This window comes from Colwellia sp. 5_MG-2023, assembly GCF_030547795.1.
GTDB lineage: Bacteria > Pseudomonadota > Gammaproteobacteria > Enterobacterales > Alteromonadaceae > Colwellia.
Genome location: NZ_JAUOPW010000037.1, coordinates 1 through 16,348, shown reverse-complemented (window position 1 = coordinate 16,348; position 16,348 = coordinate 1). Strand labels below are relative to the sequence as shown.

General features: G+C 36.2%; 9 protein-coding genes. 7 read left to right on the top strand and 2 right to left on the bottom strand.

Annotated elements, in window-relative coordinates:
• Nucleotides 1-151: 151 nt before the first annotated feature.
• From dsbC to lysS, 4 genes are all read left to right on the top strand, one after another.
• On the top strand, nucleotides 152-955 hold the full coding sequence (gene dsbC, locus Q4496_RS16795; protein ID WP_215971913.1) for a bifunctional protein-disulfide isomerase/oxidoreductase DsbC: 804 nt from the start codon (nucleotides 152-154) through the stop codon (nucleotides 953-955).
• A gap of 36 nt (nucleotides 956-991) precedes the next feature.
• Nucleotides 992-2,761 carry a single-stranded-DNA-specific exonuclease RecJ gene (gene recJ, locus Q4496_RS16790; RefSeq protein WP_215971914.1) on the top strand — a complete coding sequence of 590 codons (1,770 nt, stop codon included), beginning with the start codon at nucleotides 992-994 and terminating at the stop codon, nucleotides 2,759-2,761.
• A gap of 161 nt (nucleotides 2,762-2,922) precedes the next feature.
• Nucleotides 2,923-4,021, top strand: a protein-coding gene (gene prfB / locus Q4496_RS16785) for a peptide chain release factor 2 (RefSeq protein WP_215971915.1) whose coding sequence is annotated in 2 segments (ribosomal slippage) — nucleotides 2,923-2,997 and nucleotides 2,999-4,021 — 1,098 coding nt in all. Because the reading frame shifts where the segments join, the coding sequence is not laid out codon by codon here.
• A gap of 62 nt (nucleotides 4,022-4,083) precedes the next feature.
• A complete protein-coding gene (gene lysS, locus Q4496_RS16780; RefSeq protein ID WP_215971916.1) occupies nucleotides 4,084-5,676 on the top strand; it encodes a lysine--tRNA ligase in 1,593 nt (530 codons plus the stop codon).
• Nucleotides 5,677-5,735: 59 nt separating this feature from the next.
• On the opposite strand, the gene Q4496_RS16775 is transcribed toward lysS, so the two are convergent.
• Nucleotides 5,736-8,723: a two-component regulator propeller domain-containing protein gene (locus Q4496_RS16775; RefSeq protein WP_215971917.1), complete on the bottom strand. Its 2,988-nt coding sequence runs from the start codon at nucleotides 8,721-8,723 to the stop codon at nucleotides 5,736-5,738.
• A gap of 307 nt (nucleotides 8,724-9,030) precedes the next feature.
• Here Q4496_RS16775 and Q4496_RS16770 point away from each other — a divergent pair, with 307 nt between their 5' ends.
• Nucleotides 9,031-10,377: a sodium-dependent transporter gene (locus Q4496_RS16770; protein WP_303610869.1), complete on the top strand. Its 1,347-nt coding sequence runs from the start codon at nucleotides 9,031-9,033 to the stop codon at nucleotides 10,375-10,377.
• Nucleotides 10,378-10,467: 90 nt separating this feature from the next.
• On the opposite strand, the gene Q4496_RS16765 is transcribed toward Q4496_RS16770, so the two are convergent.
• A complete protein-coding gene (locus Q4496_RS16765) occupies nucleotides 10,468-11,178 on the bottom strand; it encodes a TIGR01621 family pseudouridine synthase (RefSeq protein ID WP_303610868.1) in 711 nt (236 codons plus the stop codon).
• Between the two features lie 78 nt (nucleotides 11,179-11,256).
• Between Q4496_RS16765 and Q4496_RS16760 the strand changes: the two genes are divergently transcribed.
• Together Q4496_RS16760 and gshA are read left to right on the top strand one after the other, a co-directional pair.
• Nucleotides 11,257-14,145 carry a pitrilysin family protein gene (locus Q4496_RS16760; protein ID WP_303610867.1) on the top strand — a complete coding sequence of 963 codons (2,889 nt, stop codon included), beginning with the start codon at nucleotides 11,257-11,259 and terminating at the stop codon, nucleotides 14,143-14,145.
• Nucleotides 14,146-14,266: 121 nt separating this feature from the next.
• On the top strand, nucleotides 14,267-15,856 hold the full coding sequence (gshA, locus tag Q4496_RS16755; RefSeq protein WP_215971920.1) for a glutamate--cysteine ligase: 1,590 nt from the start codon (nucleotides 14,267-14,269) through the stop codon (nucleotides 15,854-15,856).
• The last annotated feature ends 492 nt before the right edge of the window (nucleotides 15,857-16,348 follow it).

Here is a 16,348-nt window from a genome sequence, read left to right as displayed (position 1 = left end):
AGTACAATTCAATTTATTGTTTGCAAAGTTACACTATCGGCTGTAATTTCATTGGCAACAAAGCGGTCTGCTTATCTGCGTAGTATTAAGTGAGTAAAAAATTACTGCACTTAGTTTCATTATTAATCGAAATAAATTTAGGAAATAAAGTATGTTTAACAAGTTGTTTATTATTGGTGGTGTAGTTACTGCAGTCGCAGTTGGCTTTTTCTCAGTGAATCAAATGGCCGAAGCACATGACGCATCTGAATCAAATCATGTTGTAAAAAATGTTGAACCAGCGTCAGCAAAATTAAATGTTAATGTGCTAAAGGCAAAAATCAAAGCAAAGTTAGGTTTAACTATTAATAAAGTTGAAAAAACACCTGTACCAGGTATCGCTTTGCTTATGAGTGATCAAGGTGTCTTTTATTCTAGTTACGATGGTGATTACTTTATTCAAGGTAAAGTTTACAGTTTAGTTTCTAAAGTAACAGACTTATCTGAAGCGAGTTTAGCTAAAGTTCGCCTTGATGGCGTTGACAAATTTAAAGATGATATGATTGTTTTTAAAGCAAAAGATGAAAAATATGTTGTATCAGCTTTTACTGATATTAGCTGTGGTTATTGCCGTAAAATGCACAAACAGATGGCTGAATATAACGATCTTGGTATTACTTTTCGTTATTTAGCTTTTCCTCGTGCAGGTATTAAAGATCAAGCAGGAAACTATTCTCAAGGATTTAAAGATTTACGTTCGGTTTGGTGTAATGAAGATCCAAAAGCAGCCATGACTCGTGGAAAAAATACCGGTAGTGTTGCTTATCGTGTTTGTGATAAACCTATTGAAGAACAGTTAAATTTTGGTCGTCAAATTGGCGTTAATGGTACACCAGCATTAGTTTTATCAAATGGCATGTTAGTACCAGGTTACCAAGAGCCAAAACAATTATTAAAATTATTAGAAAGCATATAATTTAAATTTTAGATAAACAATTAAGACCTATAAAGTATGAAAAAAATAATTCGCCGCGAGCATTTTAGTGACGATCACCTCCCTAATAGCTTGCCGCCTATTATTAAACAAATTTATGCTTGTCGAGGTGTTCAAACAGCAAAACAATTAGACTTAAAAGTAGCAAATTTAGAAGGATTGAGTGCTGTTGAAGGGACTAGCTATGCCTTAAAGGGGTTAGACGATGCTAGTGCATTGCTCTATCAGGCTCTACTCGATAACACTAATATTATTATTGTTGGTGATTTTGATGCTGATGGAGCAACGAGTACGGCCTTAATGATGGTTGCTTTATCTTCTATGGGGAGCAGCAATCATTCATTTTTAGTGCCTAATCGATTTGAATATGGTTATGGGTTAACGCCTGAAATAGTCGATATTGCGGCAAGCCAGGGGGCAGAAATGCTAGTGACCGTTGATAATGGCATTAGCTGTGTTGCCGGTGTTAATCGTGCAAAAGAGCTTGGCTTACAAGTGATTGTTACGGATCATCATTTACCTGGCCATGAGTTACCAAAAGCCGATGCCATTGTTAATCCTAATCAACCTAATTGCCCATTTCCAAGTAAATCGCTCGCTGGCGTAGGGGTCGCTTTCTATGTAATGCTAGCTTTACGCAGTTATCTTCGCGAAAAAAACTATTTTGCAAAGCAAAATATTAATGAACCCAATATTGCTCAATTACTTGATTTAGTTGCTTTAGGTACAGTCGCTGACGTTGTTTCACTTGATGGCAATAATCGAATCTTAGTCGAGCAAGGCCTAAAACGCATACGTGCAGGACAAACTCGCCCTGGTATTCAAGCATTAATTGAAATAGCCAATAAAAACCAACAGCGTTTAGTTGCGTCAGATTTTGGTTTTGCGCTAGGGCCAAGAATAAATGCAGCCGGTCGCTTAGATGATATGTCTTATGGGATTAATTGCTTACTTGCTCCTGATTTAATTAGTGCTAGAGCGATGGCCGTAGAGTTAGATGACTTGAATAAAGCACGAAGAGAAATAGAACAAGGCATGCAGATAGAAGCTGAAAGCGTTTTTAAATCATTAAGCTTTGATGAACATAACTTACCCAGTGCGATAGCACTGTATCAACAAGACTGGCATCAAGGTGTTATTGGTATTGTTGCTGGGCGTTTAAAGGAAAAATACCATCGTCCTTGTATCGTCTTTGCAAAAGGCAAAGACGATGAACAACGTCAATCAGAAGGCCAAGAAATTAAGGGATCGGCTCGTTCTATCCCTGGCTTACATATACGCGATTTGTTAGAACATATCGATAGTCAAAATCCAGGCTTAATTTTGAAATTTGGTGGTCATGCTATGGCTGCCGGCTTATCAATTAACTTGAAAAACTTTGAAAAATTTCAAAAGGTGTTTAACGAGTTAGCAAGCCAATGGCTCAAAGCAGAAGACTTACAAAGTATCATTTTATCTGATGGCGAATTAGACACTAATCACATCACCTTAAGCTTTGCTGAGCAATTAAGAGACGCAGGACCATGGGGCCAAAACTTTCCAGAGCCATTATTCGATGGCGTATTTTCCTTAATACAACAGCGTATTGTTGGGGAAAAACACCTTAAACTAGTGCTTGAAAAAGCAGGTGTGGTGATTGATGGAATCGCCTTTAATGTTGATCTTAAAGCTTGGCCAAATCCTAAGGCAAAACAAGTACATTTAGCTTATCGATTAGATGTTAATGAGTTTCGTGGTAAACGAACAGTACAGTTGATGGTTGAACACCTTACCGTTGCTGAATCCTAGACATTAATTACTTTAACGCGAAGTCAAAAATCACTGATTCTTAGTCGTTTATTTACTCATATTTTTGCGCTATAATGCGCCACTATTTTTTGCTGTTTAGCTCGTTATTATCAGCTGTATATTAATGCTTATTTAGCTTGAAGGATTCTATTCGAAGACTTATGTTTGAAGTTAACCCAATAATAAATAAATTAAAAGAAATCCGTGAACGTGCTGACTTACTTCGGGGGTACCTTTGACTACGATGTTAAAGCTGAGCGCCTAGTTGAAGTTTCACGAGAATTAGAATTACCTGATGTTTGGAATGAGCCTGAACGGGCACAAGCATTAGGTAAAGAGCGCAGCTCACTAGAAGAAGTGGTTAATACCATTGTTGAATTAGAAACGGGTTGTGATGATATAGAAGGTTTACTTGAGCTTGCGATTGAAGAAGAAGATCAAGAAACCTTTGATGATGCTCAAGCCGAAGCTAATACGCTAGATACTATTTTACAAAAGCTAGAATTTCGCCGCATGTTTTGTGGTGAACAAGACGCTAACAATTGTTATTTAGATATTCAATCGGGATCTGGCGGTACAGAAGCGCAAGATTGGGCTGAAATGCTAATGCGCATGTATTTACGTTGGGGTGAAGCGCATGGTTATAAAACCGAAGTGATTGAAGTGACTGGCGGTGATGTTGCAGGTATTAAAGGTTGCACTATTAAATACACGGGTGAATATGCTTTTGGCTGGTTACGAACTGAAACTGGTGTACATCGCTTAGTGCGAAAATCACCATTTGATTCATCAGGTCGACGTCATACTTCATTTGCTTCAGCGTTTATTTATCCTGAAATAGATGACAATATTGAAATTGATATTAACCCTGCAGACCTGCGTATTGATACTTTTCGTGCTTCTGGCGCAGGTGGTCAGCATGTAAACAAAACTGATTCAGCTATTCGTATTACTCATGAACCGACGGGGGCTGTAGTTGCGTGTCAGGCAGACCGTTCTCAGCATAAAAACCGTGCCACGGCGATGAAGCTTCTTAAAGCAAAATTGTATGAAATGGAAATGCAAAAGCAAAATGAAGGTAAACAAGAGTTAGAAGATGGTAAGTCAGATATAGGTTGGGGTAGTCAAATTCGCTCTTACGTACTAGATGATAGCCGGATTAAAGATTTAAGAACGGGTGTTGAGAATAGAAACACCCAGGCCGTATTAGATGGTGATTTAGACAGATTCTTAGAAGCCAGTTTGAAGTCTGGTTTGTAGGATTAATCTTTAAATAATCCATTCAACACATTGAAAAACTAAAGATAACTTTGAGAAACATAATGACAGATAAAGCCACTAAAGCCAGTCAAGCAAATAATGCACCTGCAGCACAAGATGAAAACAAGTTGATTGCTGAACGTCGTGTAAAGCTTGAAAAAATTCGCTCTAATTGTTCAGCAAATGGTTTTCCTAACGATTTTAATCGTGAACATTTAGCTGCAGATATTCAAGCTGAACACGGTGAAAAAACAAAAGAAGAACTTGAAGCGCTACAAGTTACCTATGCTATTGCTGGTAGAGTAATGGCAAAACGCGGACCATTTTTAGTAATCCAAGACTCGTCAGGTCGTATTCAAGGTTATGCTGAAAAAACGGTACAAAAAGAAATTAGAGAAAAATGGGGTTCATTAGATATTGGCGATATCGTTGGTATCAAAGGTATTTTACATAAATCAGGTAAGGGTGACCTTTACGTGAATATGGATGAATACTCATTATTAACTAAGTCTTTACGTCCATTACCAGAGAAATTTCATGGTTTATCTGATCAAGAGACTAAATATCGTCAACGTTACATTGATTTAATTATTAATGAAGATACACGTAATACGTTTAAAGTTCGTTCAAAAATTGTGGCTGGTATTCGCAACTTTTTAACACAACGTGATTTTATGGAAGTTGAAACGCCAATGCTACAAATTATCCCTGGCGGTGCAACAGCTAAACCATTTATGACTCATCATAATACCTTTGATCTGGATATGTACTTACGTATAGCACCAGAGCTTAACTTAAAACGTTTAGTTGTTGGTGGCTTTGATCGTGTATTTGAAATTAACCGTAGTTTCCGTAATGAAGGTATTTCAACGCGTCATAACCCAGAATTTACCATGATTGAATTCTACCAAGCCTACGCTGATTACCATGATCTAATGAATATTACCGAAGAAATGTTACGTACCATTGCACAGGACGTTTTAGGTACTACTACAATTCGTAATACGGTTAAAAATAGTGATGGCGAAGTAGTTGAAGAAAAATTCTATGACTTTGGTAAACCTTTTGCTCGTTTATCTATGGTTGATGCAATTTTAACTTATGGTAAAAATCATCATGGCGCTGATCAATTAGATGAAGCGGCATTACGTGATCCAGAAAACAACTTCGACGCAATAAAAGCAATGGCAAAAGCGGTTGGTGTTAAAGAAAGTAGTGCTTCTAAAGTATGGGGGCCAGGTAAATATATTTGTGAAATCTTTGAAGAAGTAGCAGAGCATTTATTAGACCAACCAACGTTTATCACAGAATACCCATGGGAAGTGTCACCACTTGCACGCCGTAATGATAAAAACCCATTCATTACTGACCGTTTTGAGTTTTTTGTTGGTGGTCGTGAGTTAGCGAATGGTTTCTCAGAGCTTAATGATGCGGAAGACCAAGCTGAACGTTTCCAAAAGCAAGTAGCTGAAAAAGATGCTGGCGATGATGAAGCGATGCATTACGATGCCGATTATATCAATGCGTTAGAGTACGGTTTACCGCCAACAGCAGGTGAAGGTATTGGTATTGATCGATTGGTTATGTTATTTACTGATTCACCAACAATTAAAGATGTTATTTTGTTCCCGCATATGCGCCCAGAAACAGACTAATAATAGCCTCTATCTAAACGACGATATTAATATGTTTAATATCGTCGTCTTATCGCTAACTAGCTATCATCTCCCCTTGATTTTGTCCGTATCACTTGAGTGATACGTTTATCTACTCTTTTGTTATTATCACTGTCTTGGCTTTGGTAAATTCTGGCTTGATTACGCCCATTATGTTTAGCAAAATATAGTGCCTGATCCGCTTGATTAAGCATTTTATCGTACTCACTGACTTCACTATTATCAGTTAATCCTATACTTATTGTAATATTAAGGTTTTCTGCGATACTTGAAAAATCATAATTCTTTATTGATACTCTGAGTAAATCACATAAATCATAAGATTTTTTAACATTGTTGTTAATTAATAATGTGAACTCTTCGCCACCCCAACGTGCTAATTTTATTTGTGCTGAACTAGTTTGAATAACCGTTTGTAGAATGTCAGCAACCTTTTTAATTACTTGGTCACCAATAAAATGTGAGTACTTATCGTTAACATCTTTGAAGTGATCAATATCTATTATCGCTACTGTTAATGGCTGCTGTGCTAATTTTGCTTTCTCAAAATCATTATTACACCATTCATCAAATGCACGACGATTAAACAATCCCGTGAGCTGATCATGATTAGCTTGATAAGAAAATAATTCTGCCTGTTTTTTTATCTCAAGTGTTTGCTGCTCAATAAGTTGTTTTAATTGTTCTTGACTACGTTTGATGGTGATAATTCGGTAGCGATAAAGCATAAATAAGGTGAAGCAAACAATGATGACAATAAATAATCTAAAAGAGGTTGTTTGCCAATAAAGCGGGGTAATGGTGAAATTAATAGTCGCTAAATGCTCTTGCCATTGACCACTAGGATACTTTGCTCGCATTTTAAAAGTATAGTCACCGGGCTCTAAATTTGTAAATTCGGTGAATGTTTTATTATTTTTATTTTGCCATGTTTTATCAAAACCAATCAGCTGGGTTTGATATTCAATATGTTTAGACATTAAATAACCTAAACCTGCATAATGAATTGTGATGCGAGATGCGCCTTTAGGTAATATTATTGTGGGCTGTATAGGGTAAGATTTTCCATCGACTTCGAATTGCTCAATAACTACAGGAATGACTTTTTCTGCCATTCGTTGTAATCTTTCATTATTAATATGGCTAACGCCTTTTGAGGTAGCAACCCAAACACTGCCATCTTTATGAAGCGTGGCGGCAGGTGTTGATCCCCCATTAGCTTGTGAGCTAAGTAGGCCAACACCCTCCGCAAATAATTTAAAATCGACGGACTTACTCTTGCCGTGAATAATACTATCAATTTCTTCTCTGGTAACACTAATAATGCCTCGGTTACTCGTTAACCAAAACGTATTGCTTTCATCGATAACTATTTGAAATATTTTATCTACGGGCAAACCGTTTTCTTTATTGACGGCCTTCATTTCATTGGTTGTTAAATTAATATAAATAAGGCCTCGATCGGTTGCCATCCATAGAGTGTTTTGTTCAACATAAAAACCAAAAGCATATTCCGCATCAAATTTATCATTCAATCTATAAGTTTGTATTGCACCTTTATCGTAAGAAGCTATACCATCACCGGTGCCAATCCATACTTTACCAAACTCATCTTCAGCAAGGGTCATTATAAAGCTGGCCGGTAGGCCACTTTGTTTGTTAAATATCTCTAACGTATTGTCAGGTGATATTTTTGCTAAGCCAGAAGCTGTTCCGACCCAAAGGTTATTAGCTGAATCAACTAAGATACTTCTGATCTCATTGCTTGGTAGGCCTGTTTTGACGGTTAATAATTCTTCAAGTTGATTATTTGAAGTGGTAAATAGCCCTTGATTGTATGTGCCTACTAAAACTTCTTGCTGTGGTGTTTCTGCTAAACTTAAAACGGAAAGGCTTCTGTTTTGGTTGACGTTAATAGAGGTAACTTGCTCGTTAACAATTTTATTTAAGCCTTTGCTGTTACCAACCCATATACTGCCATCTGAATGAGATAAAACGCTGCGTACGTAATTCCCTGATAAGCCTTGCTTCGTCGTTAAGGTAATAAATGGTGCTTCTCGTAAGCGAAACAAACCACTACTTGTACCAATCCATATACTCTGCTCTCTATCTTGGTAAAGTGCGGATATTCTATTATTGGGTAAACCACTTTGATCATTTAATTGTTCCAAGTTATTGTTATGGAGTCTAAATATTCCGTGGTTATCAGTTCCTAACCAAATATTGTGAGCTTTATCTTGCAGTAAGCTGCTAATTCTTTCATTAGCCAGTTGAGGGTGTAATAGTTCAAAAATACCATTAACTTGTTTATAAGCTCCTTGCTTGGTCGCTACGATAAGTTTGTTGTCATGGGTTAAAAGAATATCGTCGGTGGGAGAGTTAGGTAAACCATATTGTTCATCAAAATGGCGAACAATGCTTTGATTGTTAACTGAAAATATACCTTTATTGGTTGCTACCCAAATAGTACCTTTATTATCTTCAACTATTTTATAGGCGCGTATATTATCAATAATAACTGTATCTTGTTGAGAGCTTATATTACGGTAAATAACGCCTTTTCCTTCTAGGGCTAACCAGATATTGCCATTGTGATCGTAAATGGCGTGGTTAATCATAGTAGTTGCTAAAGAGGCTGCTGCCCATTGGTTATTATAGCGCTCTGATAAGCCACCACGAGCACCTGCAACTAATAATTTACCCTCGGGCGTAGAGGTTAGGCTTTTTATTGATGAATCGGGTAACCCAATGGCAGAGCCACGCGTAAATACTTTGAATTCTCTGCCATTGAATCGAGCTAATCCTTCCCAGGTGGCCACCCAAAGGTAGCCATCAGTCGTTTGAGATATAGCGTTAATTCCATTGTGTGGGAGCCCATCATGGGTACTCCATGTTTGGCTAAAGTAATCGGTTAAAGGAAGTGTTTTTTCAATGGAATGTGTTTCAGCTGCTGATACATGGATGTAAGTGGTTGAGATACAAAATATAAAAAAGGAAAAGTTAATCGCGATTGATAAATATTTCAAAGCAGAATTCCCGTAACAGTAAATAACTTGTTTAATTAATATTCTAGCAATGTTCTACAGTTTTTGGCGATTTATTTAATGATGAGGAAAATAAGTCTACTGTTGAACTATAGATATAACTTCATAGTTACATTGATGAAAAAAACTATATATTATAAGACTACTTTTCTTGATCGCTTTTAAGTAGATTATGTTGTTGCGTGAAATAAGCATCAAACTATAAAGTGAATGACTTTGTAGAAAAATGAATTGTAGAAGAAAATAACCGTGAGTTAATAAATGAAAATAATAAAAATGAGAGTTAGTAATGGATAAATTAAGAGGTGGTTTTAGCTCACGCTTAGGTTTTATTTTAGCTGCAGCTGGGTCAGCTGTCGGACTAGGTAACATCTGGGGGTTCCCAACACAAACAGCAAGTAATGGTGGCGCAGCTTTTGTTTTAGTGTACTTGGTTCTTGCATTTAGTTTAGCATATCCAGCATTTATGGCTGAATTATTAATTGGCCGTTATGGGCAAGCCAATGCGGTTACGTCCATGCAGAAAATGTCTCGCGCACTGTGGCAAAAACGTTTTGCGTTTGTTGTTGGTTTTGGCGGCATTGTTTGTGCTGCACTTATTTTGAGTTTTTATGGCATTCTTGCCGGTTGGATGATGTCGTATGCAATTGAGCCAATCACATCAATGTTAGGGCTTAACGAAACATCAAGTTGGTTAACATCACAATCAATTATGCGTAATTTAGTCTTTACTGGTTTGTTTATGTTACTTACGGTGGCCATTATCAGCCGTGGTGTTGAAGAAGGTATTGAGAAATGGTCAAAAAGATTAATGCCAATGCTTATTGGATTACTAGTTTTATTGATTATCTATGTCTTTACTTTAGAAGGCGCAGAAGAGGGCTTCGCTGCTTATTTACAGCCTGATATTTCGCGAGTTTTCGAGCCTGATTTGTTAATTAGCGCACTTGGCCAAGCTTTCTTTTCTTTATCGCTAGGAACGAGTGTCATGATTATATATGGCTCTTATATTTCTAAAACAGAAAACCTAGTTTCACTTGGAGCGCAAGTAACGTTAATTGATGTTTCTATCGCCTTCCTTGCAGGCTTGTTAATTATCCCTTCTATGTATGTCGCACAATATCAAGGTGTTGCTATTTTTAGTGACGATGGAAGCTTAATTTCGGGTCCTAATTTAGTGTTCGATGTGCTGCCAACATTGTTCAATAGTATGGGCAGTATTGGTTTGTTTGTTGCTCTTGGTTTCTTTGTTTTAATGTCTATTGCAGCGTTAACGTCTTCTATTTCAATGTTAGAAGGGCCAGTATCTTTTGCTGTTGAACGTCATAATGTAGAACGCAAGAAAGCAACGGTATTAGTAGGATTAGGGATATTTATACTAAGTACAATTATCATATTAAATTTTGATGAGCTTTTTGGTTTAGTTATTTCTATTTCAACAGTATACGGACAACCATTAATTGCTATGTTGTGTTGTGTTTTTGTTGGTTGGATTTGGCAACGTAATCAAATACTGAAAGAACTAAAGCAAGGGAATGACATGGTTGAACATAGCTTCTTTTGGAAAATTTGGCCGTGGTACACTAAATTTGTTTGCCCAAGTGCTATTGCTATTGTATTTTTTCATTCTTTATAAATGGCTTTATTATAGAGAGTTAGCGCCATACCCGATTACTGCATATTGTTGTTAGATTAGGTATGGCGTAAATGATGGCTTTTTTTTAGGTTACAGCTTAGGCCAATTTAACAACCAAGGTTTATTTAGCTGCTCTAGCATATCAGTTAAACAACCTGCTTGAAAAAAATCGCCTTCATCAGGTGGCAAAATAAACTCATAAGGTTCACCTAAAAACTCAAACCGTAAAGCATAGGCGTGTAGATAACCTCTATCAGCAGGTACTTTTGAGTGAGTTTTCGAATTTGTACTATATAACGGGTCGCCAATAATTGGAGCGCCAATACTACTTAATGCTACCCGTAGTTGGTGTGTTTTACCTGAGTGAGGTTTTAGTAAATATAGACGCTGTTTGTTTTCCATACTATAAGAAAAAAACTGTGTAATCGCAGGGTTTTTCTGCGTTCTCATAAGCTTAAACATGCCTCTACGACTTTTTGCCATATCTCCTTTGATCAGCCCCTGTTTTTTAGTTGGTTTAGTATCGCTAATAGCAAGGTAATACTTTTCTACTTGGTGTTTTTCAAATAACTCACCAAAGATTTTTGCACTGATATTATTCTTTGCAAACACCAGTAAACCCGAAGTCATCTTATCTAACCGATGAATAGGGTAGAGCTCTTGGCTGCTATCTTCGCCAAGTATATATTCTTTTACTTTTGAGAATAGCCCTGAACCTGGTATGCCTTCATCATGAAAATTCACGTCTGCATTTTTTGCTATGACAACAAAATCATTGGTTTGTGAAATAACTTTAAACATTTTATCAGTCTACTTGTTGGTATTATTTGCTATGATAATTCAATCAATCTATTTTTACTCTCAATATCGGATGTTATTTTGAAAAATACGTTTTATTTTATCTCTAAAATTAGTGCTGTTGCCGTTGCTAGTGCTTTACTATTTGCCTGTACGAATCAAGGAAATTCTCAGCAAAATTCCGCTAACATTGGTGCACAAGTCAGCTTGCCTGCAGGTGTTGAACTAGTTGAGAATGTCGTTGCTACCGACGAACGTTTAGTTATACCGTTTAAAAAATATAAATTAGACAATGGTTTAACCGTTATTTTACACCAAGACGACTCTGATCCTTTGGTTCACGTTGATGTTACATATCATGTCGGTTCAGCAAGAGAACAGCTTGGAAAATCAGGTTTTGCTCACTTTTTTGAACATATGATGTTTCAAGGTTCAAAAAATGTAGCTGATGAACAGCATTTTAAAATTGTTACGCAAAGTGGTGGTAGTTTAAATGGAACAACTAATGCGGATAGAACGAATTATTACGAAACAGTACCTAAAAACCAATTAGAGAAAATGCTTTGGCTTGAGTCAGACCGCATGGGTTTTTTATTAGAAACTATCACTGAAGAGAAGTTTGAAATACAACGTGCTACCGTCAAAAATGAACGTGGACAAAATGTTGATAACCGCCCTTATGGTCGGCTGAACGAAACGATTAATCAAATGATGTACCCAAGAGAGCATCCATATTCTTGGCCGGTAATTGGTTATTTACCTGATCTTGATCGAGGCACGGTTACCGATTTGAAAGAGTTTTTTAGCCGCTGGTATGGTCCAAATAATGCCGTGTTAACTATCGGCGGTGATATAGATGAAGTGCAAACATTGGCTTGGATTAAAAAATATTTTGGTGACTTAAAAGCTGGTCCTCAAGTAGATAATATGCCAAAACAACTAACAACATTAGCTGAAGATCGTTATTACTCATTCAGTGATAATGTGTCTTTGCCTTTACTTTATATTAGTTTTCCAACGGTTTATGGCATGCATGAAGATGAAGCTGCTTTAGATGTTTTTGCAAATATTATAGGTAATGGACCCACATCGTTACTTTATAAGAACTTAGTCAAATCTGGTATTGCAGTACAAGCGGGGGCAAATCACCCTTGTAAGGAGTTATCTTGTCAAATGAGCTTTTACGCTTTGCCAAATCCACAGCAAGGCATGGCGTTAGCTAAAATTGAACAGGTTATCAACGACACTCTACTTGAGTTTGAAGAACGTGGTGTTAATGATGAAGATTTACTCAAAACGAAAGTAAGTATTGAAACCGGTACTATTTATGGCTTACAAAGTGTTTCAGGTAAAGTGTCAACGTTAGCGCATTATCAAACAGTTTTAGGAAATGCTGACTATTCTGAACAGCAAGTTGCTCGTTACAATAAAGTGACTAAAGCCGATGTTATGCGTGTTTATCAAACTTATATTAAGGATAAAGGCGCGGCTATATTATCCATTTACCCTAATGAACAAAAAGAGTTAATCGCTAAAACAGATAATTTTGTTTTACCTGACATTAATACTCCTCCAGCACTTGCTCCAATTGATACGCCTATCATGAGCAATAGCAGCACCTTTGATCGTAGTGTTATGCCAAAGTCTGGTACTAACCCGCAAATTGAAGTACCGACATTGTGGCGTGATAGTTTTGATAATGGCATACAAATTATTGCAACAGAAAATAATGAAACGCCAACGGTAAGTTTATTATTAAGTATCGAAGGAGGACCTTTACTCGATCCTATAGAAAAAGCAGGTCTTGCCTCGCTTACTGCAAGTTTAATGAATGAAGGTACTACTAATTATACTAAAGAAGAACTCTCTAATGAACTCGCCAAACTAGGTAGTGATATTTCAGTGAGCGCATCAGGAAGAAATACAACGATTAGAGTTAATTCTTTGGTCAAGAATCTTGATGCAACTTTGCTGTTAATGGTTGATATGATGAGAAACCCTGCTTTTGCAGAAAGTGATTTTGACCGAGTTAAAAATCAGCTAATTCAGGGGTTAGAGCAAGGTAATAAAGATGCTCGCAACTTAGCAAATAAAGCATCTAAGTTGGTAACTTATGGCGAAAATAACCGTATAGGCTTATCAAATGAAGGTACTATAAGCACAGTTTCTGGTATTACTTTGGCTGATGTTAAAGGCTTCTATCAACAGTATTTTTCACCTAAGCAAGCGAGCTTGGTTATTGTTGGTGATATCAGTAAAAAAGAAATTCTACCTAAACTGGATTATTTAAAATCATGGAAAGGGGCTGACTATACAATCCCTTCATATGAGTCATTCCCTGAAATAACGCCGAATAAGATCTACTTTGTTGACTTACCAGGCGCCAGCCAGTCAGTTATCAGCTATAGTCGTAGAGCAATGACTTATGATGCGACAGGAGATCACTTTAAAGCGACATTAATGAACTATCCATTAGGTAGCGCATTTAATAGTCGCATTAACTTGAACTTACGTGAAGATAAAGGTTACACCTATGGTGCATCAAGTTATTTTACGGCAGGAAAAACGTTAGGGTTATTTAGTGCAGGCGCTAGCGTTAAAAAAGAGCATACTTTTGATGCTATGGTTGAAATTGAGAAAGAATTAGCTGATTATCAAGAGAATGGTTTAACAGGTGAAGAAGTTGACTTCATGCGCCAAGCGATTTCACAAAATGAAGCGTTAAGTTACGAAACACCAGGAAAGAAAAGTGGTTTTTTAAGACAGTTACTACAATTTAATTTACCTGAAAACTATAGCGAACAGCAAAATAAAATTATCAACACCATTACACTTAAACAGTTGAACGAGATTGCTGCAAAAGAATTGAGCCAACCGATGCAATGGATTGTTGTTGGCGACGGTCAAGTTATTAGATCGCAGTTAGAAAAAATGAATTTAGACATTGTAGAACTACAATTGGCTAACTAAAGACCCTTTAAAATGGTCAATAGATTAGCTTAAATCTAATATTAACTTGAAAAATAATAAAAACACCTTATTTATAGAGGATTAAATAAGGTGAATTTATTTACCATCGTTAGGAATTATTTTGACATTATCTTTGAACGACTATATTAACGTTTTCAATCAAAACGAAAACTTTAAAACACTCGCCGACATTGGTCGTGGTATTGAACGTGAAGCATTAAGAGTATTGCCTGAAGGAAAATTGTCTGAACATGGTCACTATCATGAATTAGGCTCAGCATTAACACATGGTGAAATAACCACTGATTACTCAGAAACCTTACTAGAGTTCATTACACCAGTAAGTCACTCGCCTGAGATGGCTATCGCCCAATTACAAGATATTCAAAAGTATACCTTTGATAATATTGATGGTGAATTACTGTGGCCAATGAGTATGCCTTGTTTTGTTGACGACGCTAATAAAGTGCCTTTGGCACAATATGGTCATTCTAATATCGGCAAAATGAAAACAGTTTACCGTCAAGGGTTAAAAAACCGTTACGGCTCTATGATGCAAGTGATTGCCGGTATTCATTTTAATGTTTCATTTTCAGAGGGGTTCTGGGAAGTAATACGTACCGCTCAAAATAGAAATGAACATATGCCAATGAAAGATTTCATTTCCGAGCAATACTTTTCAATTTTAAGAAACTATAAACGTTATTGTTGGTTAATTCCTTACTTGTACGGTTCTTCACCCGCTATTTGTGAATCTTTTTTACAAGGAAAAACGCCACAGTTACCCTTTAAAAAAACGTCAAGTGGTGCTTTGTATTTAGAACATGCAACATCGCTACGTATGAGTGATCTAGGATACACAAGTAGTGAACAGTCTAGTTTGCAAATTTGTTATAATAACCTGCATGATTATGTTGATGGCGTACAAAATGCTATTGGATTAAAGTCAGAAGAGTTTGCCAAAATTGGCGTAAAAGTGGATGGCGAATATCAGCAGTTGAACAGTAATATTTTACAAATTGAAAACGAATTATATGCCCCTATTCGCCCTAAACAAATAATAGCACCTGGAGAAAAACCTTCCGAAGCACTTCGTGAACGCGGAGTTGAGTATATTGAAGTTAGAGCGCTTGATGTAAACCCGTTTGTTGATACTGGTATTAGTCTGGAGCAAATACACTTTTTAGATATTTTTATCACTTATTGTGCTTTTATTGAAAATAATAAATTTGATTGTGACTCTCAAAAACATTATGAAAATAATATGAATGATGTGGTCTTGAAAGGTCGTGATCCAACATTAATGCTGTCAGATCAAGATTGTGCTGGAGAAGTGCACTTAAAATCTATTTCAACATGGGGAAATGAGCTTTTTGATGATATGGCTAAGGTGGCATTGTTGTTAGACAGCGCTTATCAAACAACGCAGTATTCAGAGTCTATTATCAGAGAAAGGGCAAAAATTAATGATGCAACATTAACGCCTTCAGCCAAAATTTTATCTCTTATGGTAGAGGGGGAGCAATGTCTTACTGAGTATTCATTAACTCTGGCAGCTAAATACCGTGAGGAAACAATTGCTCGTGATTATCAATTTTATTCACAACAATATTTTATTGATGGCGCAACTCAATCACATAAAAAACAACGTGCTATTGAAGAAAGTGATACTTTAAGTTTTGATGATTTCCTCGTTAATTACTTTAAATAAATGTTTTAAATAAGTAATGTTATTTAATACTCTTAAGTCAATTACCTAACAAAAGCGTACTAGCAATAGTACGCTTTTTTCTTATCTAAATCCTCATTAGTAAAACGCTAATAAACTGTTTCTATTAAAATAAATTTATAAAAACATGAAGCTTATCTAATAGAAAACTAGAAATAACATTCACTGTTGTTGTTACCTGAATAGAGTCATCGATTTCCAGGCAAAAAAATGCATCTATAAGAATAGATGCATAAAAAACATGAAACACTAACTAAGGGAAATAACATTACTGTTAAATAAGAGTCACTTCTTACGATAAAGTTCAATTTATTTGTAGAAGAATAAATTTATTTAAAAAGTTAGAAATCACTTTTAGTGTTATTTTTACCAGAATAGAATCATTGATTCTCAGGCAAAAAAAATGCATCTATAAGAATAGATGCATAAAAAACATGAAACACTAACTAAGGGAAATAACATTACTGTTAAATA